This window comes from Streptomyces griseosporeus (assembly GCF_014656055.1).
Taxonomy (GTDB): Bacteria; Actinomycetota; Actinomycetes; order Streptomycetales; family Streptomycetaceae; genus Streptomyces; species Streptomyces griseosporeus.
In genome coordinates, this window is the sequence record NZ_BNBR01000002.1 from 1,121,151 (window position 1) to 1,144,080 (window position 22,930).

Below are 22,930 nucleotides of genomic sequence, written 5' to 3' on the forward strand. Positions count from 1 at the left end.
CGGGTTGAAGGGCCGGGCTGTCCGGCCCCACCGCACCCCCGCGGACCGGCCGCGGGGGACGGAAGGGCTGTCAGCGGCCCTTCTGGTACTCGCGCCACATCGAGCGCAGGACGAGCAGGCAGGCGGTCACGGACACGGCGCCGATGGCGATGGCGATGGACGCGAGGGCGAACGCGAGGGCGAGCACGGCGGCCGTACCGCCCATGACGAGCCACTTCTTCGCGTCGAACTCCTTCGCCGGCTGGTGCTGGTGCTGGCAGACCGGATGCTGCTGCGCGGCCTGCTGGGCGGCGAGGACGGCAGCCACGATCTGGGCAACGTCCGCGGTGTTCGCGGCGGCCTCGCGGGCGGCGGCCTCCGCCTTCTGCAGGGCGTCGCTCATCGCGCCCACCTCCCCACCAGGGGCAGGTGCGGGCGGGCTGCGGCACCGAGGCTGAACGCGATGAGCAGGGGCTTCGACGCGAGTGCGGCGACGGCGGCCGTGGTCAGGTCGAAGGTCTGCGGGACGGCGAGCAGCAGCCCGAGCAGGGCGCCGAGGAGAAGCCACTTCATGACCGCTCACTCCCCACGACCTCGCGGCGCAGGTCGGTCGCTTCTCGACGCGACAGGCCAAGTTCTTCCTGCAGCGTCTTGATGGTCACCGGCCGGTTCGTCGACCTGACCGCCTCCCGGTTGAGCCTCCGTGCCTCGCGGCGCAGTTCGGAGGGAGTGCGCACGATCGTCTCGGTGACCACCTGGCGGGGCTGCTCGGCGGGGACGGCAGTGGTCACCTTGGTGGTCAGATCGTGGCGCCAGGACGGGAGCCAGAACGTTCCCGACTCCAGCGCGGGCACCTGCGGCATGACCGGCTTCGTGACCGTCCAGCGCGGCGCAGACTCGTCCCGCGGGAACTTCGGTGCGTCCTTCCAGGCGTGCAGCATGCTCGGCTGTGTGAGATCGAGGCTGACCTGCAGGGGCGCCTGCTGGTCATCGTCGACCTGCTCGACGGTCACCTCGACCGCCTTGGGGGCGGCTTGCCAGGGCGAGGGCAGATCGATCGTGGCCAGGGAGGCGGCGTGCCGGCGGGCGGCGAGCAGGTCGAGGAGCTTCTGCCGCTGCTCGCCGGAGGCGCCGGCCTGCGCCTTGCCCACCGCGACGGACAGGCGCCGGGCGATCCGGGCACGGCCGCGGGCGTCGGGGGCCATGTCGGCGAGCTTGGCGGCCAGGCCCACGGCCCTGACGGTCCACCGGTCGCGGGTGATCTGCTCGGCGGTGCGGTCGCGGGTGGCCAGGCCGAGGTAGGACAGCAGCCGCTCGCGCAGTTCGCGGGCGAGCAGGGCAGGCAGGCTGCTGGAGTCGGCGCCGGGCTTGGCGTGCCGCAGCTCGATGCCCATCGCGAGATGCCACAGCAGCGCGGCCAGGACCGGGCCGACGACGCCGCGCACCGTGCCGCCCACGAGGCCGGACTCGGAGTAGGCGGGGATGACCTGCACGCCGGTGATGACCCACACCAGCATTCCGGGGGCGCCCGGCGCACCCTGGCTGCGCAGGTTCTGCCGGGCCATCAGGGCGCAGGCGAAGAGGGCCAGCTCGGCGGCAGCGAACATCGCAGCTCGCTCGCTCGTCGAGGTCATGCCGAGGTAGTCGGCAGCGAACCGCCAACTCGTGTCGGCGCTGTACGCGGTGCAGGCCATCGCGGCAAGGGAGGCGACCAGCACGGCCGCCGGGGCGCGTCCGGCAAGGGCCTTACGGCCGGCGCGGGCCAGGAGCACGGCGGCGGCCAGCAGCAGGAGGACCGCAGCCAGGGACGGCAGCGGGTGGGCCTGAGCCCAGGTGAGTACGGGGTTCACTTCCCCACCTCCGGGCGGGGCAGGGCGCGGCACTTCTCCGCGTGGGCTTGGGCGCGCTCGTGCGCCATGTTGTGCGGCCAGGGGCCGCTGTCGACCGGGCAGCCGGTGCACTCGAAGCGCGAGAGCAAGCCGTTGGCCCGGACGTCGACGGTGGCGCCGACGAGGGTGAGGTAGCGGGCGACAACGCCCTCCGGCCACGCGGAGGACTGGACGGTCTGGTCAGCGTTCACGGATTTCCTCCGGAGCGGCGGCGCGCACGGCACGGTGCGCGGCGAGGCAGACGCCTTCGCGGTCGCGGCGCTCGTTCGCGGCGAGCAGCGCGGCCATCAAGGCGGGGACAGGGGGAAGGGGTCGGGTGGACCGGGCCGCCGCGTGGATGGCGGCGCGCTCGGTCGGGCGGCGTACGAGGTCGCTCACTGCTCGCCCCCGGGGATCTGGTCGGCGAGGCGGCGCAGGTAGTCGGCGTGCGCCTGCTGCGCGTCGGCCAGCTCGCGCAGGCCGGCGGCGTCGAGGGTGCCGGTGTAGCGGCCCTGCTCGATGTACACGCCGACCTGCGGCGAGGAGCTGTACGGGGCTTGGGCGAGCATCACGGTCCACAGCGGTTCACCGCGGAAGGTGAGGTGCTGCTCGGGGCCGTAGTGGGTGATGTCGGGCCGGAACTGCGCGTGCTCGTGGGGGTCGACGCACCAGTCCGGCTCTTCGATCTCCATGCTCTTGACGACGAGGACGGGCACGGTGGCCGCGCGGGGTTCGGTGCTCACTGGCCCTCCCGCCATGGGAAGGGACGGAGGTGGTGGGCGGCCCGGAAGACACGCACGGAGATCCCGGCGGGGGCGTCCGGCTTCGGCACCGGACGGCCCCCGGTGAGGGAGGCGAGCAGGCGGGGGGCGTGGTGCGCGCAGCCGTCCGCGCCCGCGTTCTCGTTGTCCAGCACCGTGACGACGACCGGGCCGACGCACGGCGTGGGGTCCTCGGGGTGGGCGGCGGGGCAACGGCTGGCCGGCGTGAGGTTGCCGGTCGGGTCGGCGCCGAGGGCGCGCAGCAGGATGCGCAGGGTCTCGGTGAGCGCGCCGTGCGCCCGGTTGAGGGCGAACAGGTCGCGGTGGTCCGTAGCGTGGTGCTCGGCGAGGAGCGTCTGGGCGACGCGGACGGCGGTCGCGACGTTGGCGGGGAGGGCCGGGGGCAGGGCGCCCACCGTGGTGGTGGGCGCCTGCGTGGCCTTGCGGCCGATCATCGGGCGGTGCCGGCGAACGCGGTGATCAGGGCGACGGCGGCCACGTACTCGGCCTTGCGCGGCCGGTAGGCGGCGACGAGCCGGGCGACCTGGTCGAGGGTCCAGCGGGTGACGGAGTGGGTGCGGTGGGCGCGGCCGCCGGCGACGGTGCGGCGGGTGCGGGCGGTGGCGGCCGGGGCGACGCCGAGGCGCTTGGCGACCGAGCGCAGTCCGTTGACGACGCCGGTCGCGGTGTCCTTCGCGACGCCCGCGGCGATCGCCACGGTGGCGAGGGAGCGGGGGCGGCGCCGGCAGGAGGCGGCGAGGCGGGTGGCGGCGGCGCGGCGGCGGAGCTCGGCGCGGAGGGTACGGCGGTTGGCGCGGTGCTCGCGGCGGGTGGAAGGATGCGTCACAGCGGATCTCCTGATCGGTGCAGGTCTTGACGGGCTTGTGGTCAGGCGAGCCGTGAGGCCCCGGCCGGTGGTTGCGTCACCGGTTCGGGGCCGTCCCGTTTCCGGGAGGCTTAACCTTGTATCTACACAGTATCCGGAACCTTGTAGATACACAACCCCCCATGCGAGGATCTGTGTATCTACGAGAGAGGGAGAGCGGTGGCAGAGCAGCCAGCGGAGAAGAAGCGGCACACGACCCCTCGGCCGATCCGCGTACCGGATCCGCTGTGGCAGGCCTACGGGCGGGTGTGCGAGCGGTTGGGCACCGACCGCACGGCCGACGTCCTCGACCACATGAAGGCTCGGATCCGGGAACACGGCACCGACGAGGACCGGGCGGACCTGGCGAAGGCCGAGGAGGAAGTCGCGGAGCGGCGCGCCCGGAAGGGCGGCCGGCCGAAGGCGGAGCCCGTCGCCGACAGCTGAGGGGCGGGCGGGCGCTGTCTCACACTCGTCTCACAGACCGGTGCGCCCAGACCGGCCGACTCGCCCACTGACCTGTAGTTTCCTACGGGTCCTGGACGTGACGGACCCTGTATGGACGGACTGTAAACTCTGGTCACGTGACTTCAGCGCCCGCCAAGCCCCGCATCCCGAACGTCCTCGCCGGACGCTACGCCTCCGCCGAGCTCGCCACGCTCTGGTCGCCCGAGCAGAAGGTGAAGCTGGAGCGTCAGCTCTGGCTCGCCGTGCTGCGGGCGCAGAAGGACCTCGGTATCGAGGTGCCGGAGCAGGCGCTCGCCGACTACGAGCGTGTCCTCGACACCGTCGACCTGGCCTCCATCGCCGAGCGCGAGAAGGTCACGCGGCACGACGTGAAGGCCCGCATCGAGGAGTTCAACGACCTCGCCGGGCACGAGCAGGTCCACAAGGGCATGACCTCCCGCGACCTGACGGAGAACGTCGAGCAGCTGCAGATCCGGCTCTCCCTTGAGCTGATCCGCGACCGCACCGTCGCCGTGCTGGCCCGGCTGGGCAAGCTCGCCGGGGAGTACGGCGAGCTGGTCATGGCCGGCCGCTCGCACAACGTCGCCGCCCAGGCCACCACCCTCGGCAAGCGCTTCGCGACCGCCGCCGACGAGCTGCTCGTCGCCTACGGCCGTCTGGAGGAGCTGCTCGGGCGTTACCCGCTGCGCGGCATCAAGGGCCCGGTCGGCACCGCGCAGGACATGCTGGACCTGCTCGGCGGCGACGCGGCCAAGCTCGCCGACCTGGAGGGGCGCATCGCCGCGCACCTCGGCTTCGGGCAGGCCTTCACCTCGGTCGGCCAGGTCTACCCCCGCTCCCTCGACTACGAGGTCGTCACCGCGCTGGTGCAGCTCGCCGCGGCGCCCTCCTCGCTGGCCAAGACGATCCGTCTGATGGCCGGGCACGAGCTGGTCACCGAGGGCTTCAAGCCCGGCCAGGTCGGCTCCTCGGCGATGCCGCACAAGATGAACACCCGCTCCTGCGAGCGCGTCAACGGCCTGATGGTCATCCTGCGCGGTTACGCCTCGATGACCGGCGAGCTGGCCGGCGACCAGTGGAACGAGGGCGACGTGTCCTGCTCGGTGGTGCGCCGGGTCGCGCTGCCGGACGCGTTCTTCGCGCTGGACGGCCTGCTGGAGACGTTCCTGACCGTCCTCGACGAGTTCGGCGCCTTCCCCGCCGTCGTCGCCCGTGAGCTGGACCGCTACCTGCCGTTCCTCGCCACCACCAAGGTGCTGATGGGCGCGGTGCGCGCGGGCGTCGGCCGTGAGGTGGCGCACGAGGCGATCAAGGAGAACGCGGTCGCGACCGCGCTCGCGATGCGCGAGCAGGGCGCCGAGCGCAACGACCTGCTGGACAAGCTCGCCGCGGACGAGCGCCTGCCGCTGGACCGGGAGCAGCTCGGTGCGCTGATGGCCGACAAGCTGTCCTTCACGGGTGCCGCCGCCGACCAGGTCGCCCAGGTCGTCGCCCGGATCGAGGAGATCGTCAAGCAGCACCCGGAGGCCGCGGGTTACACGCCGGGAGCGATCCTCTGACGCGCCTGACCCCCGAGGACCTGGAGGCCGCCCGCGACCGTCTCGTACCGGACGTCGTCGCGGACGGCCTCCGTGTGCTCTTCTGCGGGATCAACCCCGGGCTGATGACGGCGGCGACGGGTCATCACTTCGCCCGTCCCGGCAACCGGTTCTGGCCGGTGCTGCACCTGTCCGGGTTCACTCCGCGGCTGCTGAAGCCCGCCGAGCAGCGGGAGCTGCTGTCGTACGGGCTCGGCATCACCAATGTGGTGGCGCGGGCCACCGCGCGGGCGGACGAGCTGAGCGCCGAGGAGTACCGGGAGGGCGGACGGCTGCTGGCCGCCAAGGTGGCCCGGCTGCGGCCGAGCTGGCTGGCGGTGGTGGGGGTGACCGCCTACCGTGCCGCCTTCGACGACAAGAAGGCCAAGGTGGGTCCGCAGGAGCGGGTCATCGGCGACACCCGGGTGTGGGTGCTGCCCAACCCGAGCGGGCTCAACGCGCACTGGACGACGGCGACGATGGCGGAGGAGTTCGCGCGGCTGCGGGTGGCCGCCGGCGGTTAGCGGGTCAGGGCGGGTCCGTTTCGGTCGCGGTCAGCAGGAGCCGTATCTCGTCGGCAGGGTCCCGGTCGGCGACGCCCAGGACGATCCAGCGGCCGTACTCGCGCGCCTCCCAGAGGTACGCGTCGGCCACGAGGTGACTGAGGCGGGCCCAGGGCTCGGGTATCTCCTCGTCCCCGGTGCGCAGCAGAACGGTCTGCAGCCCGATGTGGGACGGCTCGCCCCAACGCTCCGCCAGCAGGGCGGCGAGCGCCTCCAGGTCCTCATGGAAGTGCTCCTGCGCCTGCCTGCGTATCGCGGCGTCGGCGACCCGCAGCCCGTGGCTGGTTGCCAACGCGGCCGTGTGGTACCCGGGACCGGCGATGCCGAGGTCCGACCTGCCGTCCTCGGCGGGGAACTCCCGCGAGCACAGCAGGTCGGTGACGACGAGGTACTTCTCGATGCCCATGTGATCCAGTAAAGCGGCCCCCACTGACAATTGGCGGCGCGTCAGGAGCCGCCCGCGGGGGACCCGCTGCCCGGGCCTGCTCAGGCGTCCCTGCGCCGGACGCTCCACGCGCCCGCCGCGAGCGCCGCCGACGTCCACAGCGCGGTGACCGCGAGGCCGGTCCACGGACCGAGGGTGCCGTCCCAGGTGCGGTGCAGGGCGATCTGCCCGGCCCGGTCGGGCAGCAGGTCGGCGACGCCGCCCGACAGGTCGCCGACGACGAAGGACACGATGAGCAGGAACGGGATGAGGATGCTCAGCGTCGCGACGCCGCTGCGCAGCACGGCCGTGAGTCCGGCGGCGAGCAGAGCCATCAGCGTGAGGTAGACCGCGCAGCCGACCGCGGCGCGCAGCCCTTCACCCCAGCCCGGTCCGTCGGAGCCGAGCACCGCCCGGCCGACGGCCAGGCCGACCAGGCCGGTGAGCAGGCCGACGGCGAGCGCGGGTGCCGCCACGGCGGCCGCCTTCGCCGCGAACCAGCGCGTACGGTCGGGCACCGCGGCCAGGGACAGCCGCAGCGCGCCGCCACGGAACTCCGCGGACATGGCGGTGGTGCCGAAGGCGATCGCCGCGATCTGCCCGAAGTTGACGCCGAAGAAGGTGCTGTACAGCGGGTCGAAGTCGGCGCCGCCGCTGTCGGTCGCGGCGAGCGCGGAGAACGCGGCGGTGGCGAGCAGGACGGCGCTGAGGCTGCCGAGGAGCGAGCGCAGGGTGCGGATCTTGAGCCACTCGGAGCGGAGGGCGGGGGCGAACGGCATGGTCAGGCCTCCTGGTGCTGGGCGGTGAACTCGGCTTCGGTCGCCGTCAGATCGAGGTAGGCCTCCTCCAGGGTGCCCTCCCGCGCGGCGAGTTCCAGGAGGGGGACGCCCGCCTCGGAGGCGAGCCGGCCGATCTCGTCCACGCGTGCGTGCGGCACGGTCCAGGCGCCGTCGCCGCTGTCGTCGGCCCGCAGTCCGTGCCGGGCGAGCGCGGCGTGCAGGGCGGCGGGGTCGCTGGTGCGCACCCGTACGCTCGGCTGCACGCGCGTGTCGATGAACTCGCGCAGGGGCAGGTCGGCGAGGAGCCGGCCGCGGCCGAGGACGACGAGGTGGTCGGCGAAGGACGCGGTCTCGTTCATCAGGTGACTGGAGACCAGGACCGTGCGCCCCTGCGCGGCGAGCCGGCGCAGCAGGCCGCGGATCCAGACGATGCCCTCGGGGTCGAGGCCGTTGGACGGTTCGTCGAGCAGGACCACGGGCGGGTCGCCGAGCAGGGCGGCCGCGATGCCGAGCCGCTGCCGCATGCCGAGGGAGTACGTCCGCACCCGGCGGCGGGCGACGGGGGCGAGGCCGGTCTCCTCCAGCACCTCGTCCACCCGGCGCTCGGGGAGGCGGTTGCTCGCCGCCAGGACGCGCAGGTGGTCGCGGGCGGTGCGGGAGCCGTGCGCGGCCCCCGCGTCGAGCAGCGCGCCCACCGCGCGCAGGGGTTCGGGGAAGTCGGCGTAGGCGCGCCCGCCGATGGTCGCGGTGCCGTTCGTCGGCCGGTCGAGGCCGAGGAGGAGCCGCAGGGTGGTCGACTTGCCGGCGCCGTTCGGGCCGAGGAAGCCGGTGACGCGGCCCGGCTCCACGCGGAAGGTGAGGTGGTCCACGGCGCGCCGGGAGCCGTACTCCTTGGTGAGGTCCTGGACGTCGATGCTGGTCATGGCGGCAAGCCTGGCCGGGCCGCCGGGGGCCGGGCCTCCCCCGCGGGGGGAGACCGTCTCCCCCGGGCGGGGGAGGTCCGTTGTCGGTGGCGGCTGGCACGATGGCGCCATGGTCCGACTGCCGCGTCCGTTGCGCCCGTTGCTGCGGGGGGCGACGTACACCCGTCTGCTGCACCTGTGGGTGCCGATGCTCGCCGTCAGCGTGTGGCTGTTCATCGACATGTCGACCCCGTGGGTGCCCGCGCTGCTGCTCGTGCCGCTGGGTCTGCTGCTGCCAGGGGTGCGGCGCGGTGAGGGTGTGCAGGCGCAGTTGCTGCTGACGCCGGGCGAGCGGGAGCCGGACTTCGCGGTGACGCCGTCGGCGACGTGGCGGGACCGGCTGCGCACGGTGGTGTGGCTGGAAGCGCGCATGCTGCTGGGGGCGGCGGCGGTGTTCGGCACGGTGTGGCTGCCGGTCCTCTCCGTCGAACTCGTCTCGGCAGCTCTCGGGCACCGGGTGACCGATGTGCCGTTCCTCGACCGGTTCGCGCCGCACTGGTCGTACGCCTTCCTCGCGCCGCTGCCCCTGCTCGCGCTGTACGGCCTCGTGGTCGGCCTCGGGGAGCTGGTCACCGCGCTCGCGCGCCGGCTGCTGGGCCCCTCCCCCGCCGAGCGGCTCGCCGCGCTGGAGGAGCGCACCGAGCAGTTGCTGGAGCGCAACCGCATCGCGCGGGAGCTGCACGACTCGATCGGGCACGCGCTGACGGTGGCGGTGGTGCAGGCCGGCGCGGCGCGGGCGGCGGGCGACCCGGAGTTCACCGACCGGGCGCTGGCCGCGATCGAGGACACCGGGCGGGCGGCGCTGGAGGACCTGGAGCGGGTGCTCGGGGTGCTGCGCGAGGCGGAGCGCCCGGTGACCGGCCGGCCCACGCTGGCCGAGGCGGACCGGCTGCTGGAGTCGGCGCGGGCCGCGGGCGCCGAGGTGGACGCGGAGCTGTCCGGTCCGCTGGAGAGCCTGCCCGGGCCGGTCTCCCGGGAGGGCTACCGGATGCTCCAGGAGTCCCTCACCAACGTGCTGCGGCACGCGGGCGCGGTACCGGTCCGCGTGCGCGTGGCGGTCACCGACGGCGGCCTCGACCTGGAGGTGCGCAACCCGCTGCCGGGGGACGCGGCTGGCCGCGTCCGCGAGGGCGGCAGCGGGCTGCGCGGGATACGCGAGCGGGCGGCGCTGCTCGGGGGACGGGCGTGGTCGGGGCCCGAGGACGGGTCCTGGGCGGTCCGGGCACACCTGCCCGGCACGGCCACGCCCCGCCCGAGCAGGGCGCCCGCGTGATGACAACTCGCTGTCCGCAAGGCCGAGTTGCCCTACCATGGCGGGTGATCGCCCGCAGGCCGCAGAGCAGGAGCCGCATCCGCATGTCCTTCGATCCGCCGGAGTCCTCCGAACCGTCCCTCCCGATCTGGGTGTCCGCCGACGACGTGGAGGACCTCCTGGACGAGTCCAAGGGACTGCTGCGGCGCAACGGCGACGCCGTGCTCCAGCAGGTCCCGCTGGGCCCGCTCCGCAAGAACCTCGCGGCCACCGTGGACGCCCTCCAGCAGCTGTTCGCGGAGGTCTCCGCGCGCGGGGGCACCCTGCCTCTGAAGGAGGCCCAGCTGTCCTTCCAGATCACGGCCACGGGCGGGGTCCAGCTGATCGGCACCGGGCAGGTGCAGGGCACGCGGGCGATCACGCTGGTCTTCAAGCAGTAGCCGGATGGGCCGCTACCGGGCCGTTCTGGTGGGGGCGAGCGACTACCAGTCCTCCCAGGGGGCGTTCCCCTCGCTCGACTTCATCCCAGCCGAGCTGAACCGGCTGCGCACCGCCCTGCTGGGGCGCGGGTTCGACCGTGTCGACCTGGTGGCGCGCGGCTTCGTGACGGACCACGGCACCGGGATCAACGGCTCGCTCGTGCGGGGCAGTGTCAACAAGGCGCTGGCCGAGGCGGGGATCGACGACACGGTGCTGATCGTGCTGAGCGGGCACGGGATCCAGCACGAGGGCCGCGACTACCTCGTGCCCGAGGGCCTGCACCCGTACGACGACCACATCGAGGAGTCGGTACCGGTCGACTGGGCGGCCCGGGCGGTCTCCAGCAGCGAGGCCGGCACCGTCGTCTTCCTGTTCGACATCTGCCGGGAGGGGGTCCGGCAGGAGGCCAAGGGGCCCCTCCAGCTGGTGCGGCGCAGGAAGGACCTGGACTGGAAGCTGGAGCGGCGCCGCAAGGTGGCCCGTGTCTTCGCCTGCTCGCCGTTGGAACAGGCGCTGTGGGCGCGGGGCGAGGCGGCGGGCGAATCCGCGGAGACCGGTGCGTTCAGCCTGTTCACCCGCGCCCTCACCGACCTCGTCGAGGCTCCCACGCCCCGGGTGACCCTGCCCGGACTGCTGGAGGCGCTCCAGACCCGCGTCACGGAGCTGCACACGCTGTGCGGGAAGAGCGGGCCTCCGCAGCGCGTCGACCACCAGATCACCAGCGGGCCCGCGCAGGACGAGATCGTCGTCCTGCCCGCCGCTCCCGGCGCCGAGGACGCCGCCCCGCGCTCGTACGACGACCACGAATGGGTCCGCCTCGTCGCCGAGCACAAGGTGTGGAGCCTGGTCCCCGAGGCGCAGCCGGCCGTCCTGGCCTCGCTGAAGGAGCGCTGCGCCGCCATCGCCGCGCGCCTCGCGGCGGCCAACGAGCGGGACGAGCCGTTGCTGGCCGGCGACCCCTGGCACGATCCGCTGCACGCCCGGCGCACCAGCCAGCAGCTGGCGCAGCTCGTGACGGGCGCCCCGTCCGAGCGCCCGGAGCCGCTGACCGATCTCCAGCCCACCGAGGCGGCGCTCCTCGCGTTGCTGCCCTTCCTGACGCACACCGTCGAGGTCGGCATCGCCGCGGCCGAGGTGTCGGCCCTCCAGGAGGAGCCGCCGCAGTTCACCACGTTCACCGAGCGCTATCCGCGGGAGCGGCGGCGCATGGAGCAGGCCCGCCGGGCGGGCAACGCGGGCGCCGTGCGCGACATCCGCTGGTGGCTGTTCCACCGGTGGCTGCTGCACCGGGGCGAGTCGTACCACCCGTCCGTCGTGACGCCCCTGCTTCCGGCCGCGGAGCACCCCGGCGGCACGGGCGCCGGGGCGGCGGACGGCTGGGTCGACGAGGCCCTCGGTCACGACCGGCTGCTCCGGCTCGTCAACGAACTGCGCGTGTCGCCGTTCTCGCTGCTCCGCGAGGGCACCCCGGCACCGGCGGGCACCGGTGTCGGCGGCATGGCCCTGCCCGCCAAGTCCATCGTCGCGGGCGGCCTGGTCGACCAGCACCATGTGCGCGAGCGGCTGGTCGCCGTCCTGCTGAAGCTGGCCCGGGCCCGCGCCGTGGTGCCGCTCGCGCTGCCACCGGTCGTGGTGCAGAACCTCGCGGTCCGCGACCAGATCAACCTGCTGGACCTGCGGGGCCAGCTGCAGAACGCGTACTGGGACCACCTGGGCAAGAGCATCACCCTGCGGGCCGCCGCCGGGCACCACGTGGGCGCGCTCGCCCTGGAGATGTACTGCGAGCAGATCGACGGAGTGCTGCGGGAGATCGGTGAGATCACCGACCTGCCCTGGGACCTGCGCCCGCTGGACGGCCTGCCCGCCCGGGCCGGCGCCGACCTCGACGCCCCGGTCCACCTGCGCCGGGCGATCCGGTTCCGCGCCGACGAGGAACGCGTCCTCGACCTGCTGATGGGGCGCAACCTCTACAAGAACCCGGACCTCGCCGTGCGCGAGATGTACCAGAACGCCATGGACGCGTGCCGCCACCGGGACCTGCGCACGGAGTACCTGCGCCGCACCGGCGCCGACCTGCCGCCCTGGGAGGGCACCATCACCTTCACCCAGGGCGTCGACGCCGAGGGCCGCCGCTTCCTGCGCTGCCACGACAACGGCATCGGCATGGGGGAAGGCGAGATCCGCAACGCCTTCGCCGAGGCGGGAGCACGTTTCGTGCACCTCCCGGAGTACGTGCGGGAGATGGCACTGTGGCAGCAGCATGCCGAGGATCTGCGGCTGTATCCCAACAGCCGGTTCGGCATCGGCGTGCTCAGCTACTTCATGCTGGCCGACGAGATCACCGTCGAGACGTGCCGCTTCGGCATGGACGGGCGTCCCGGACAGCCCCTGCGGGTGTCCATCGCCGGCCCGGGAACGCTCTTCCGGATCGATCCGCTGCCGTACGACCCGCGGCGGGAGGCCGGCACCACGGTCACGCTGTACCTCAACCCGCCCGAGCACGACGAGCTTCCGGTGTCGTGTCTGAGGGTGCTGAACGAGCACCTGTGGATCGCCCCGTACCGCACCGTCGTCTCGACGGGCGGCACCCCGACGGTCTGGGAGCCGAACGAACTGCGCGTCGAGGCGCTGCGGGAGCATCAGCAGGAGCCCCGCCGAACGGTCCGGCGGTCCGGGCGGAAGGGGCCCGCCACGGCCAGGGTCGGTGACGGCAAGCTGTACTGGGTGGGCGGTCAGGGCATGTTGCTCGCGGACGGCATCAAGACGGACCGCGCGGCCTTCGGCCTGGTCGTCGACCTGCGCGACGAACTGCGTCCGGAACTGCTGTCCGTGGACCGGGTGGAGCTGCAGCGCTTCGACGAGCAGGCGGTCGAGCACCTCAAGCACGCGGGCCTGCCCGAACTCATCGCCAGTTCCGTGTTCACGTACGACTGGCTGCTGCAGGTGGTCGACTCCGACGAGAAGCTCGCCGTGGCCTGTGTGCGCCACGCCGCCGCGGCCGGGGTGACCTGGACGTACCTGGGGTACGAGGTGCCGGTCGCCGCGAGCGGCGTGTTCCTGCCCGACGACCTGATCGTGTGCGCGCTCACCGGCGAGACGCCGCCCCGGTCCGAGCCGTGGGGCGAGGGCGAGCACCTGCTCCTCGCCGCCATGCCGGACCACGTCGTCCGCTGGCGCCTGCTCGCCCTGCTGCAGGCGGGCATCGGCGGCCCCACCACCGACGTGGTCACGGCGTCCCCGGTCCTCACCGCGGTGCCCACCGACCTCCACCTGCTCAGCGGGTACGTCCATGACGGGATCGCCGCCTGGAAGCGCCGACGACGGTCCTGGCGGGCCGAGGAGCTGTACACCAAGCGGTTCGACCACGACTTCACACCCGCCGACCGTCTCGTCCGGGCCGGGGTCCCGCCCCTCGACACGCTGCCCAAGTGGTGCGACCAGCAGGGCCCTGTGGAGCTGGGCCAGGTCTTCGGCTGGGTGCAGGACACCGGCAGCACCGCCGGGGAGGTGGCCGAGCGGCTCACCGCGCTGGGCCTGCCGGTGCCTCCCCTGTCGGTGTCCGCCGATCTGGGGCCGGCGGACCTGCCGTACCTGCGCGAGGTGGGCATGTTCACCTGGCTGCTCCCGGACCGCCCGGTCACCTGGCCCCAGCTGCTGTACTCGGCGCTCTGCGGGCACGACAGCGTGGCGGAGACGGCCTGGCGTCTGCGGCGGCTCGGATACGTGGTCCAGGAACCCCCACAGGACTGCGCCGAGGGCGACGAGAGCGACGAGCGGCTGCTGAACGAGGTCTACCGGGGAACCGGCGTCCAGTCCTCCGCCGACGGGCCCCAGCCCCTCTCCGGCGCGCGGATCACCGTCGCCGCGGCGGCGCTGCACCGGGCGCCCGCGGAGACGGCCGCGCGCCTCGCGGAACTGGGCATCGACGTCACCGGGAAACACCTGCACACGGCGCCCCTGGCGGACGACGACAGGCTGATCCTCAGCCGGGACCTGGACGGACAGGCCCCCTGGCTCGATCCGGACGAGGCCCTGTCGCCGGTCCACTTGATCGGCGCGGCGAAGACGACCGGCCTCGGCGTGGACGAGGTGTCCGCCCGGCTGCACGCGCACGGGTTCGCTCCGCCGCCCGTCGGGCCGCCCTGGACCGAACTCTCCCCCACCGACCTGCTCCTGCTCAGCGAGGGGTACCAGCGGCAGGGCCGCTATCTGCAGCCCGGCCGGCCGGTCACCCGGCGCCATCTGCTGGAAACCGCCGAGGAGCTGGAGATTCCCCTGGCGGACGTCCGCCGGCGCCTGGCGGAGCTGGGCCATCCGCTTCCAGCGGAGGACCCGGTGCTCGACGGGCTGTCCGTCGGCGACTACGACCTGATCGCCCCGTACCTGCCCGACGGGCGCTATCTCGACAGCCCGGCCGAGGCGATTCCGGCCTCACACGTCCGGGTCGCCGCGCAGCGCCTGGGCCGCCCGGCCGGAGAGCTGGCCGAAAGGCTGACGGAACTGGGCTGCCGCCTCACGGAACCGGCCGAGTCGTTCGCGGCTCCCTCCCCGGGGGAGCGCCTGGCCGGTCTGCTCACCTCACGGCAGGAGGAGTCCTTCGGCCGCCTCGGCGACGGCGACGAGGTGTCCTTGCCGGATCTCGCGGCGCTGGCCGTCCGGCTGCGGAGGCCGTTCCGAGAGGTGGCGCTGGAGGCTTCACGCCTGGGGTTCCGCCACGCGGCGCAGGACTGGTTCCCGGACGCGGCGCGCGTGGTGGTCGCGCAGCGGCCCGTCGCCCGGCAGGACGCCCCGTCGGCGTGATCTACGCTGGCCGGATGCCGGTCACCGTCCTTCTCGTCGACGACGAACCCCTCGTCCGTGCGGGGCTGCGCGCCGTTCTGCAGGCGCAGTCCGACATCGAGGTCGTCGGGGAGGCGGCCGACGGGGCCGCGGTGATCCCGCTGGTGCGGCGGCTGCGGCCGGACGTGGTGGCGATGGACGTACGGATGCCGCTGATGGACGGGATCGAGGCCACGCGCGCGCTGCTGCGGACGGTGGACGAGCCGCCGAAGATCCTCGTCGTGACGACGTTCGAGAACGACGAGTACGTGTACCGGGCGCTGCGCGCGGGTGCCGACGGGTTCCTGCTGAAGCGGGCGCGGCCCGCGGAGATCGTGCACGCGGTACGGCTGGTCGCGGAGGGCGAGTCGCTGCTGTTCCCGGCGTCCGTACGGCGGTTGGCGGCGGAGTACGGCGACGGCGAGGGCGGCGGGAACCGGGCGGCGCGGGCCGCGCTGGAGCGGGCCCGGCTGACCGAGCGGGAGGGCGAGGTGCTGCGGCTGATGGCGCGCGGGCTGTCGAACGCGGAGATCGCGGCCCGGCTCGTCGTCGGCACCGAGACGGTGAAGTCCCATGTGAGCGCCGTGCTGGCCAAGCTGGGGGCGCGGGACCGCACCCAGGCGGTGATCGCGGCGTACGAGTCGGGGTTCGTGACGCCGGGCTGAGCCGGGCGGCGGGGACGACCGGTGCCCGGGCCCGGCACTCGCCGGGGTCCCATGCGCCGAGTACGATCCGGCCAACACGCGCACGAGCTGGGAGGACGGACGGTGGGGCGGCTGACCGGCGGGGATCCCTCGCTGCTGCGAAGGATCAATTCCGCGGTGGTGCTGCACGCGCTGCGTGCCACGGACTGCGCGACGCTGACGGAGATCACCCGGGTGACCGGTCTGTCCCGGCCGACCGTCGAGGGCGTCGTCGAGGACCTCATCGGGGCGGGTCTGGTCGTCGAGAAGGCGGCCGAGGAGGGCGCTGCCCGGCGGCAGGGGCGGCCGGCGCGCCGGTTCCGGTTCCGCGCGGAGGCCGGGCATCTGCTGGGTCTGGAGATCGGCCCGCACCGGGTCGCCGCACTCCTCGCCGACCTCGACGGGAAGGTGCTCGGCGCGCAGGCCCGGGACGTGGAGGAGACCGCGGACGCCGACGAGCGGCTGGAGCGGCTGCGCGGCGCGGTGGCCGAGCTGTTGCGCCGGGCCGGCGTGCCGCGCAGTTCGCTGCGGGCGGTGGGCGTGGCCACGCCGGGGATCGTGGAGGCCGACGGCACGGTGCGGCTGGGCACGGCACTGCCCGGGTGGACGGGGCTGCGGCTGGGCGAGCGGCTGGGCCGGTCCTTCAAGTGCCCGGTGCTGGTGGAGAACGACGCCAACGCCGCGGCCGTCGCCGAGCACTGGAAGGGCGCCGCGACCGAGTCCGACGACATGGTGTTCGTGCTGGCCGGGCTGAGCCCGGGGGCGGGGGCGCTGATCGGGGGGCGGCTGCACCGCGGGTTCGGCGGGGCGGCCGGGGAGATCGGCGCGCTGCACCTGCTGGGCCGGGAGGTCACCCCGGAGACGCTGCTGTCCACCACCGACGAGCCGCTTCACCCGCTGGACGAGCAGGCCGTCGCGCAGGTCTTCGCGCAGGCCCGGGAGGGCGATCAGCGGGCCCGGGCGGCCGTGGACCGGTTCATCCAGCGGCTGGTGCACGACGTGGCCGCGCTGGTGCTGGCCCTCGATCCCGAGCTGGTCGTCGTCGGGGGCTGGGCGGCGGGTCTGGACGGCGTACTGGAGCCGCTGCGGCGGGAACTGGAGCGCTACTGCCTGCGGGTGCCGAAGGTCGCGCTGTCGCTGCTCGGCGAGGCGGCCGTGTCGATGGGCGCGCTGCGGCTGGCCCTGGACCACGTGGAGGAGCAGCTGTTCGCGGTGGAGGGCACGGTGACCGCGCGCAGGTGACCGGCCCGCCCCGGCGGAGTTCCGGGGGCGGGCCGGTCGGGTCCCGTGCGGGGCGGTTCGCTCGCCGTCAGGACGCCTGGGTCTCCGGTCCGTGGTGGATCTCCACGCCGCCGCCGAACGTCAGCCGGCAGGTGTCGGCGCGGTAGGTGGCCACGGAGAGCGCGGCGGTGCGGCCCTCGGCGAAGAAGCGGGTCGTGACGAGGAGGACGGGCGCACCCGGCAGCCGGTCCAGCGCCTTGGCGTCGTCGGCCCGCGCGGACCCCAGCTCCACGGCCCGGTCCTGGCCGTCCAGCTCCAGACGCTGCAGCTCGCGCAGCACGGCACGCGCGCGTGCCGGACCGGAGGGTGCGTCGATGCCGGACAGCTCGGGCACCGAGGCCTGCGGGACGTGCAGCAGTTCGGCGGCGACGGCCTGGCCGTGCGACATGCGGGTGCGGCGCACGATGTGCACCTCTTCGTCGCGGCCGGTCGCGAGCGCGTCGGCGACGGCCGCCGGCGGCACCGCGAGGGCGCAGTCGACGAGCTGCCAGTCGTCGCCGTTCACGCCGGGCCAGGTCTGCTGCTCCGTGCCGACGGCGACGCCCACGCGGGGCGGCGCGACGGTCGTGCCGACGCCGCGGCGGCGCTGGAGGCGGCCCTCCAGTTCGAGCTGCTCCAGGGCCTGGCGGAGCGTGGCGCGGGCGACGCCGAAACGGGCCGCGAGCTCGCGTTCGTTGGGCAGGATCTCACCCACCGCGAACTCGGAGTCCAATGCCTCACTGAGCACGGTCTTCAGGTGCCAGTACTTTGGTTCCGGCACCGTTTCCAGCTGCGTGGTCCCCACCCTGTCCTCCGCAATCGCCTGGAATCCGGCGGCGTTTTCGCGCCCTTGTTTATTAAAGGTTGTTGCACTTGTCTGCGACCATAGGGCGGCCCCCACCCTTGGTCAAGACCAATCCTCCGTCGCTCGGAGGGCGCACGGGAGCACCGCCGTACAGCGTTCACAGGGCGTTCGTACAGGGCCGCACGGATGACCTCACGGCAAAGCTCCCGTCATGGGACGGGCCTGTCGGGGCGGACCCCCGGCTTCCGGAGCAGAATGACCGTGACGGCCGGGCGCCGGCGGTCACGGCGACGGGAGGCACCATGCGGTACGCGGTTCTGGGCACGGGCGAGGTGGGCCGCACCCTCGGGGGCCGGCTGGTCGCGCTGGGCCACGAGGTGACGCTGGGCTCGCGTACCAAGGACAACCCCGTCGCCCTGGACTGGGCGCGGCAGGCGGGGGGCCGGGCGGCGGCCGGGACCTTCGCGGAGGCCGCGGCGGCGGCCGAGGTGGTCGTGAACGCGGTGGGCGGGCGGGTGGCGCTGTCCGCCCTGGAGGCGGCCGGTGCGCAGCACCTGGACGGGAAGGTGCTGATCGACGTCTCGAACCCGCTGGCGTTCGAGGAAGGGCAGGCACGCCTGTCCCCCGTCGAGTCGGACAGCGTGGCCGAGCAGATCCAGCGGGCGTTCCCGCACGCGCGCGTGGTGAAGACCCTGAACACGGTGAACTGTCAGGTGATGGTGGACCCGGGGCGGGTGCCGGGCGAGCACGTGCTGTTCGTGTGCGGGGAGGACGCGGAGGCCAAGGCGCAGGTGACGGCGCTGCTCGGCGAGTTCGGCTGGCCGGCCGGGCGGGTGCTGGACCTGGGCGGGATCCGGGAGGCGCGGGCGGTGGAGATGTGGCTGCCGCTGTGGCTGTCCCTTTTCCGCGCGTTCGGGCACGCGGACTTCAACCTGGAGCTGCGCCGGGCGCGTTGAGGTGGCACGGCGGAGAGGACTCCAGGGGCTACCGGCCGGTAGCAATTGCTGACAAGCTGTCTACGGCGTCCGTCGGACCCGTGAGCGCCCGTCCACCGGACCCGCCAGCGCCTGTCAGCGAGCCCCGAGGAGCACCGCCATGTCCGCCACCGTCTCCTTCAAGGTCCCCTCCGCGCACGGCCCGCAGGCCGTCACCGTCTCCTACACGCGGCGCGGGCGCGGCGAACCGCTGCTCCTGCTGCACGGGATAGGCCACCACCGGCAGGCCTGGGACCCGGTGACGGACATCCTCGCCGCCGACCGCGATGTGATCGCCGTGGACCTGCCGGGCTTCGGCATCTCCCCGGCCCTGCCGGACGGCCTCGCCTACGACCTGCCCACGACGACCGCGGTCTTCGGGGCGTTCTGCGCGGCGCTGGAGCTGGACCGGCCGCACGTGGCCGGGAACTCGCTCGGCGGCCTGATCGCCCTGGAGCTGGGGCGCGCCCGCCTGGTGCGGTCGGTCACCGCGCTCTCCCCCGCCGGTTTCTGGTCGGAGGCCGAACGGCGCTACGCGTTCGGGGTGCTGCTGGCGATGCGGCACATCGCGCGACGGCTGCCGCTGCCGCTGGTGGAGCAGCTGTCCCGGTCGGCGGCCGGCCGGACCGCCCTGACGAGCACCATCTACGCCCGTCCCGCCCGCCGCTCCCCCGAGGCCGTGGTCGCCGAGACCCGGGCGCTCGCCGAGGCCGCCGGGTTCGCGCCGACGCTGCGGGCTGGTACGACGGCCCGCTTCACCGACGACCTCGCGGGGCTGCCCGTCACCGTGGCCTGGGGCACCCAGGACCGGCTGCTGCTGCGCCGCCAGGGCGTGCGCGCCAAGCAGCTGATGCCGCGGGCCCGCCTGGTACGGCTGCCGGGCTGCGGGCACTGCCCGATGAACGACGACCCGGCCCTCGTCGCCCGGGTGATCCTGGACGGCAGCCGCTGACAGGGCGTCAGTCAGCCGCCGGTATCGGATCGGGTGGCCCCCGGACGGGGTGACGTACCGACGCCATCGGGATGAAAGGGACGGGCGGGACGTCTGCTCCCGTGTGCCGTCAGGGAGTTGTTCACCTGTGGTTTCCGTGTGCGCCGTGGCGCACCAGTAGGTGTGGCTCTGCACATCGGCCGAATCCCGTCCCTGGAGGGCCCTTTCATGTCACACCGTCCGCTTCCCGGCCGCCGCAGCGTGCTGCGCGGCTCGCTGGCCGCGTCGGCGGCCCTCACCCTGCCCGCCGGCCTCGGCGCGGCACCGGCGTTCGCGCTGTCCGGGCGGCCCGAGGCGGGCTGGGGGGTGCAGGCCGGGGACGTGACCGCCGACTCCGGGCTGGTCTGGGTGCGGTCGGACCGGCCGGCCCGGATGGTGGTCGAGACGTCCGCCACCGAGTCGTTCCGCAACCCCCGCCGCCGGCTCGGCCCGCTACTCGGCCCGGACACCGACTTCACCGGTACGACCCGGCTGCGCGGGCTGCCGCCGGGCGAGCAGATCCACTACCGGGTGCTGCTCGCCGACCCCGACGACCCGCGCCGTACCGGCGAGCCGGTGACCGGGACCTTCCGCACCGCGCCCGTCCGGCGGCGGCAGGGCGTGCGGTTCGTGTGGTCCGGTGACCTGGCCGGGCAGGGCTGGGGCATCAACGAGTCGATCGGCGGCTACCGCATCTTCGACGCGATGGCCAAACTGGACCCGGACTTCTTCCTGTGCAGCGGCGACAACATCTACGCGGACGGCCCCATCCCGGCCACCGCCGCGCTCCCCGATGGGAGCCTGTACCGCAGCGTCACCACCGAGGAGAAGGCGCACGTCGCGGTCAGCCTCGCCGACTACCGCGGCAACTTCCGCTACAACCTGCTGGACCGGGCGCTGCGCCGGTTCAACGCGCAGGTGCCGTCGATCGTCCAGTGGGACGACCACGAGGTGCGCAACAACTGGTACCCGGGCGAGGTGATCGACACCGGCACCGCCTACCCGGCCGGCACCCGCCTGGACGACCTCGCGGCGCGCGCCCGGCGGGCGTTCGCCGAGTACTTCCCGGTGTCCACGCTCTCCGGCCGCCCGGACGGCCGCATCTACCGGGTCGTCCACCACGGGCCGCTGCTCGACGTGTTCGTGCTCGACATGCGCACCTACCGCAACGCCAACTCGCCCGACGACCAGACCACCGACCCGCAGGGCATCCTCGGCCGCGAGCAGCTGGAGTGGCTCAAGCGTGAGCTGAGCCGGTCGCGGGCGGTGTGGAAGGTGATCGCCTCGGACATGCCGCTCGGGCTGGTCGTGCCGGACGGCGTCGAGGGCAGGCCGAACTTCGAGGCCGTCGCGCAGGGCGACCCGGGCGCGCCGCTCGGCCGGGAGCTGCAGATCGCGGAGCTGCTGCGGTTCGTCAAGCACCGCGGGATCACCGGGACGGTGTGGCTGACGGCCGATGTGCACCACACCTCCGCGCAGCACTACGACCCCGCGCGGGCGGCGTTCAAGGACTTCGCGCCGTTCTGGGAGTTCGTCTCCGGTCCGCTGAACGCGGGCGCGTTCCCGGCGAGCGCGCTGGACGGCACGTTCGGGCCGGACCGGGTGTTCGTGAAGGCGCCGACGCGGGCCAACGTCTCCCCGGCCGAGGGCTACCAGTTCTTCGGCGAGGTCGACATCGACGGCGACAGCGGCGAGATGACGGTGCGGCTGCGCGAGCAGGACGGCACGGTGCTCTTCACGAAGGTGCTCCAGCCGGGCCGGGTCGGCCAGTAGCGGGTCCGCGGCGGCCCGGTTCCCGTACCCTCGGTCGCGTGCCGCGCACCGGCGTCATCCCCCGGTGCGCGGCCGGAAGCCCTCACCAGCGGCGTTACCTGACCGCAACGAAGGTGAGGAACCGGTCATAAGGATCCTTTACCCGTCGGTCACAAGGCGTTCGTGATCACGCAACACCGTTCCTTCACAGTGGCTGCATGAAAACGGACATGACTCGCCTGAGGCGGGCGAAGAACGGCCGCCCGGTGCACCACTGGCGGCGCGATGTCGTCGAACTCGCCGCCCTGTTCACGGCCGTGGCGGTGGCCGACGCGGTCGCGAACCTGATCGGGCACGGCCCCGACGGGCCCGCCCTGCTGCTGATCTCGGCCGTCGTGCTGGTCGCCACGGCCGCCTTCCACACCTGGTGGGCACGGCGCCACGGCCACGCACCGCCCACGAGCGATACCGGCGCCCGGCCGCTGCCCGCAGCGCAGCCGGCCGGGCCCGACGGGCAGCCCGACGCCGGGCCGAGCGTACTGTGGCGGATGCGGACGACCGTACGGGACGAGCCCGGTTCGCTGGCGGCGCTGTGCACGGCCCTCGCCGACCGCCGCGTGGACATCCTCAGCCTGCAGACGCACCCGCTGGGCGAGACCACCGTCGACGAGTTCCTGCTGCGCGCCCCGGGCGACCTGGCGGCGGCCGACCTCACCCGGGCGGTGGCGGCGGCCGGCGGCACCGGCACCTGGATCGAGCGCGCCGACGCCCACGACCTGGTGGACGCGCCGACCCGGCTGCTGGGCCTGGCCACCCGCACCGCGCTGGATGCGGCCGAACTGCCTCTCGCGCTCAGGCAGTTGCTGGGCCGCTGCACGATCCGGCAGTCTCCCGCGACCCTGGCCCGCGAGGGGCACGGCGCGCAGGCCGTCCCCGTCGAGGGCGTGCTGGAGGACACCGTGATGCGGCTGCGCGGGCCGGAGGGCGGCGTCCTCACCGTGGAGCGGCCGTATCTGCCGTTCACGCCGACCGAGTTCGCGCGGGCGCGGGCCCTGGTGGAGCTGGACGCCCGGCTCGGGCCGCGGGTCCCCGTCGGGCAGGACGTGCTGACCCTGCCCGAGGGCAACGCCATCACCGTACGGCGGGCCGACCCGGGTGACCTGGAGGCCGCGAAGGCGATGCACGAGCGGTGCTCGGCGCGCACCCTGTCGATGCGCTACCACGGCCCCGTCTCGGACGCCGACCGCTACCTCACCCACCTGCTCAGCCCGCGCTTCGGACGCACCCTCGCGGTGCAGACCGCCTCGGGCCGGATCGTCGGGCTCGGCCATCTGCTGTGGGACGGCGACGAGACCGAGGTCGCGCTGCTGATCGAGGACGACTGGCAGCGGCGCGGCATCGGCGGCGAACTCCTCACCCGGCTGGTGGCGATGGCGGTCGAGGCGGGCTGCGAGAGCGTCTACGCGGTGACGCAGGCCTCCAACACCGGCATGGTCGCCGCGATGCGCGGCCTCGGCCTGCCCCTCGACTACCAGGTCGAGGAGGGCACCCTGGTGATCACCGCCCGCCTGGAAGCGGCACCGGCGGTCCGGCGGCTGCCGTACGGCGAGCACATCGCCCAGGACTGAACCCAGGACCGACCGACAGGCGGGGGACGACGTGCGGCCCGGCAGGTGACCTGCCGGGCCGC

Annotated in this window: 24 protein-coding genes; 12 read left to right on the plus strand and 12 right to left on the minus strand. The window is 73.9% G+C overall.

Features of this window, described 5'->3' with window-relative positions; translation table 11 throughout:
- Nucleotides 1-70 precede the first annotated feature (70 nt).
- Genes IE308_RS14200 through IE308_RS14235 form a run of 8 tightly spaced genes read right to left on the minus strand, consistent with a single transcriptional unit; the run spans nt 71 to nt 3,455 of the window.
- Nucleotides 71-382, minus strand: coding sequence for a hypothetical protein (locus IE308_RS14200; protein ID WP_190218171.1), 312 nt, complete (start codon nt 380-382; stop codon nt 71-73).
- On the minus strand, nt 379-552 hold the full coding sequence (locus IE308_RS14205) for a hypothetical protein (protein WP_190218172.1): 174 nt from the start codon (nt 550-552) through the stop codon (nt 379-381). The genes IE308_RS14200 and IE308_RS14205 overlap by 4 nt, the downstream gene beginning before the upstream one ends.
- The gene (locus tag IE308_RS14210) at nt 549-1,829 is read right to left on the minus strand and encodes a hypothetical protein (protein WP_190218173.1); all 1,281 of its coding nucleotides are present in this window, start codon (nt 1,827-1,829) and stop codon (nt 549-551) included. Before IE308_RS14210 ends, IE308_RS14205 begins: the two co-directional genes overlap by 4 nt.
- The gene (locus IE308_RS14215; protein WP_190218174.1) at nt 1,826-2,059 is read right to left on the minus strand and encodes a hypothetical protein; all 234 of its coding nucleotides are present in this window, start codon (nt 2,057-2,059) and stop codon (nt 1,826-1,828) included. The genes IE308_RS14210 and IE308_RS14215 overlap by 4 nt, the downstream gene beginning before the upstream one ends.
- Nucleotides 2,049-2,246 carry a hypothetical protein gene (locus IE308_RS14220; protein WP_190218175.1) on the minus strand — a complete coding sequence of 66 codons (198 nt, stop codon included), beginning with the start codon at nt 2,244-2,246 and terminating at the stop codon, nt 2,049-2,051. The genes IE308_RS14215 and IE308_RS14220 overlap by 11 nt, the downstream gene beginning before the upstream one ends.
- Nucleotides 2,243-2,590 carry a DUF6907 domain-containing protein gene (locus IE308_RS14225; protein ID WP_190218176.1) on the minus strand — a complete coding sequence of 116 codons (348 nt, stop codon included), beginning with the start codon at nt 2,588-2,590 and terminating at the stop codon, nt 2,243-2,245. Before IE308_RS14225 ends, IE308_RS14220 begins: the two co-directional genes overlap by 4 nt.
- Nucleotides 2,587-3,063, minus strand: a complete 477-nt coding sequence (locus IE308_RS36920; RefSeq protein ID WP_229908866.1) for a hypothetical protein — start codon at nt 3,061-3,063, stop codon at nt 2,587-2,589. The genes IE308_RS14225 and IE308_RS36920 overlap by 4 nt, the downstream gene beginning before the upstream one ends.
- Nucleotides 3,060-3,455, minus strand: coding sequence for a hypothetical protein (locus IE308_RS14235; RefSeq protein WP_190218177.1), 396 nt, complete (start codon nt 3,453-3,455; stop codon nt 3,060-3,062). The genes IE308_RS36920 and IE308_RS14235 overlap by 4 nt, the downstream gene beginning before the upstream one ends.
- Nucleotides 3,456-3,653: 198 nt before the next feature.
- Here IE308_RS14235 and IE308_RS14240 point away from each other — a divergent pair, with 198 nt between their 5' ends.
- The 3 genes from IE308_RS14240 (at nt 3,654) to mug (ending at nt 6,042) form a co-directional block, all read left to right on the plus strand.
- A complete protein-coding gene (locus IE308_RS14240) occupies nt 3,654-3,920 on the plus strand; it encodes a hypothetical protein (protein ID WP_190218178.1) in 267 nt (88 codons plus the stop codon).
- A gap of 137 nt (nt 3,921-4,057) precedes the next feature.
- On the plus strand, nt 4,058-5,500 hold the full coding sequence (gene purB, locus IE308_RS14245) for an adenylosuccinate lyase (RefSeq protein WP_190218179.1): 1,443 nt from the start codon (nt 4,058-4,060) through the stop codon (nt 5,498-5,500).
- Nucleotides 5,497-6,042 (plus strand): G/U mismatch-specific DNA glycosylase, encoded by a 546-nt coding sequence (gene mug / locus IE308_RS14250; protein ID WP_190218320.1) that lies wholly within the window; start codon nt 5,497-5,499, stop codon nt 6,040-6,042. The genes purB and mug overlap by 4 nt, the downstream gene beginning before the upstream one ends.
- Nucleotides 6,043-6,046: 4 nt before the next feature.
- Here mug and IE308_RS14255 read toward each other — a convergent pair whose 3' ends face one another.
- The 3 genes from IE308_RS14255 to IE308_RS14265 form a co-directional block, all read right to left on the minus strand.
- Complete coding sequence (locus tag IE308_RS14255) at nt 6,047-6,487, minus strand: hypothetical protein (protein WP_190218180.1); 441 nt, start codon at nt 6,485-6,487, stop codon at nt 6,047-6,049.
- Nucleotides 6,488-6,567: 80 nt separating this feature from the next.
- Nucleotides 6,568-7,284, minus strand: a complete 717-nt coding sequence (locus IE308_RS14260; protein ID WP_190218181.1) for an ABC transporter permease — start codon at nt 7,282-7,284, stop codon at nt 6,568-6,570.
- Nucleotides 7,285-7,286: 2 nt separating this feature from the next.
- Nucleotides 7,287-8,207, minus strand: coding sequence for an ATP-binding cassette domain-containing protein (locus tag IE308_RS14265; RefSeq protein WP_190218182.1), 921 nt, complete (start codon nt 8,205-8,207; stop codon nt 7,287-7,289).
- Between the two features lie 118 nt (nt 8,208-8,325).
- Here IE308_RS14265 and IE308_RS14270 point away from each other — a divergent pair, with 118 nt between their 5' ends.
- The 5 genes from IE308_RS14270 (at nt 8,326) to IE308_RS14290 (ending at nt 16,721) form a co-directional block, all read left to right on the plus strand.
- Nucleotides 8,326-9,519, plus strand: a complete 1,194-nt coding sequence (locus tag IE308_RS14270; RefSeq protein ID WP_190218321.1) for a sensor histidine kinase — start codon at nt 8,326-8,328, stop codon at nt 9,517-9,519.
- Between the two features lie 83 nt (nt 9,520-9,602).
- Complete coding sequence (locus IE308_RS14275; protein WP_110626723.1) at nt 9,603-9,938, plus strand: Pepco domain-containing protein; 336 nt, start codon at nt 9,603-9,605, stop codon at nt 9,936-9,938.
- 4 nt (nt 9,939-9,942) lie between these two features.
- Complete coding sequence (locus tag IE308_RS14280; RefSeq protein ID WP_190218183.1) at nt 9,943-14,778, plus strand: wHTH domain-containing protein; 4,836 nt, start codon at nt 9,943-9,945, stop codon at nt 14,776-14,778.
- 14 nt (nt 14,779-14,792) lie between these two features.
- Nucleotides 14,793-15,461, plus strand: coding sequence for a response regulator transcription factor (locus tag IE308_RS14285; protein ID WP_110636119.1), 669 nt, complete (start codon nt 14,793-14,795; stop codon nt 15,459-15,461).
- Nucleotides 15,462-15,563: 102 nt separating this feature from the next.
- Nucleotides 15,564-16,721 carry an ROK family transcriptional regulator gene (locus tag IE308_RS14290; RefSeq protein ID WP_110626725.1) on the plus strand — a complete coding sequence of 386 codons (1,158 nt, stop codon included), beginning with the start codon at nt 15,564-15,566 and terminating at the stop codon, nt 16,719-16,721.
- A 67-nt stretch (nt 16,722-16,788) separates the two neighbouring features.
- Here the strand turns inward: IE308_RS14290 and IE308_RS14295 are convergent, their stop codons facing one another.
- Nucleotides 16,789-17,544, minus strand: a complete 756-nt coding sequence (locus IE308_RS14295) for a GntR family transcriptional regulator (RefSeq protein ID WP_190218184.1) — start codon at nt 17,542-17,544, stop codon at nt 16,789-16,791.
- Nucleotides 17,545-17,846: 302 nt separating this feature from the next.
- Here IE308_RS14295 and IE308_RS14300 point away from each other — a divergent pair, with 302 nt between their 5' ends.
- From IE308_RS14300 to IE308_RS14315, 4 genes are all read left to right on the plus strand, one after another.
- Nucleotides 17,847-18,500, plus strand: coding sequence for an NADPH-dependent F420 reductase (locus IE308_RS14300; protein ID WP_190218185.1), 654 nt, complete (start codon nt 17,847-17,849; stop codon nt 18,498-18,500).
- Nucleotides 18,501-18,639: 139 nt separating this feature from the next.
- On the plus strand, nt 18,640-19,470 hold the full coding sequence (locus IE308_RS14305) for an alpha/beta fold hydrolase (protein WP_190218186.1): 831 nt from the start codon (nt 18,640-18,642) through the stop codon (nt 19,468-19,470).
- A gap of 207 nt (nt 19,471-19,677) precedes the next feature.
- Nucleotides 19,678-21,261, plus strand: coding sequence for an alkaline phosphatase D family protein (locus IE308_RS14310; RefSeq protein ID WP_190218187.1), 1,584 nt, complete (start codon nt 19,678-19,680; stop codon nt 21,259-21,261).
- Nucleotides 21,262-21,506: 245 nt separating this feature from the next.
- Nucleotides 21,507-22,868 (plus strand): GNAT family N-acetyltransferase, encoded by a 1,362-nt coding sequence (locus IE308_RS14315; protein ID WP_190218322.1) that lies wholly within the window; start codon nt 21,507-21,509, stop codon nt 22,866-22,868.
- The last annotated feature ends 62 nt before the right edge of the window (nt 22,869-22,930 follow it).

What these genes read in the sequence shown, in the direction of transcription:
- IE308_RS14200 (WP_190218171.1), bottom strand. Translation starts at nt 382, where the DNA reads ATGAGCGACGCCCTGCAGAAGGCGGAGGCCGCCGCCCGCGAGGCCGCC.
- IE308_RS14205 (WP_190218172.1), bottom strand. Translation starts at nt 552, where the DNA reads ATGAAGTGGCTTCTCCTCGGCGCCCTGCTCGGGCTGCTGCTCGCCGTC.
- IE308_RS36920 (WP_229908866.1), bottom strand. Translation starts at nt 3,063, where the DNA reads ATGATCGGCCGCAAGGCCACGCAGGCGCCCACCACCACGGTGGGCGCC.
- IE308_RS14255 (WP_190218180.1), bottom strand. Translation starts at nt 6,487, where the DNA reads ATGGGCATCGAGAAGTACCTCGTCGTCACCGACCTGCTGTGCTCGCGG.
- IE308_RS14260 (WP_190218181.1), bottom strand. Translation starts at nt 7,284, where the DNA reads ATGCCGTTCGCCCCCGCCCTCCGCTCCGAGTGGCTCAAGATCCGCACC.
- IE308_RS14265 (WP_190218182.1), bottom strand. Translation starts at nt 8,207, where the DNA reads ATGACCAGCATCGACGTCCAGGACCTCACCAAGGAGTACGGCTCCCGG.
- IE308_RS14275 (WP_110626723.1), top strand. Translation starts at nt 9,603, where the DNA reads ATGTCCTTCGATCCGCCGGAGTCCTCCGAACCGTCCCTCCCGATCTGG.
- IE308_RS14280 (WP_190218183.1), top strand. Translation starts at nt 9,943, where the DNA reads ATGGGCCGCTACCGGGCCGTTCTGGTGGGGGCGAGCGACTACCAGTCC.
- IE308_RS14285 (WP_110636119.1), top strand. Translation starts at nt 14,793, where the DNA reads ATGCCGGTCACCGTCCTTCTCGTCGACGACGAACCCCTCGTCCGTGCG.
- IE308_RS14300 (WP_190218185.1), top strand. Translation starts at nt 17,847, where the DNA reads ATGCGGTACGCGGTTCTGGGCACGGGCGAGGTGGGCCGCACCCTCGGG.
- IE308_RS14305 (WP_190218186.1), top strand. Translation starts at nt 18,640, where the DNA reads ATGTCCGCCACCGTCTCCTTCAAGGTCCCCTCCGCGCACGGCCCGCAG.
- IE308_RS14310 (WP_190218187.1), top strand. Translation starts at nt 19,678, where the DNA reads ATGTCACACCGTCCGCTTCCCGGCCGCCGCAGCGTGCTGCGCGGCTCG.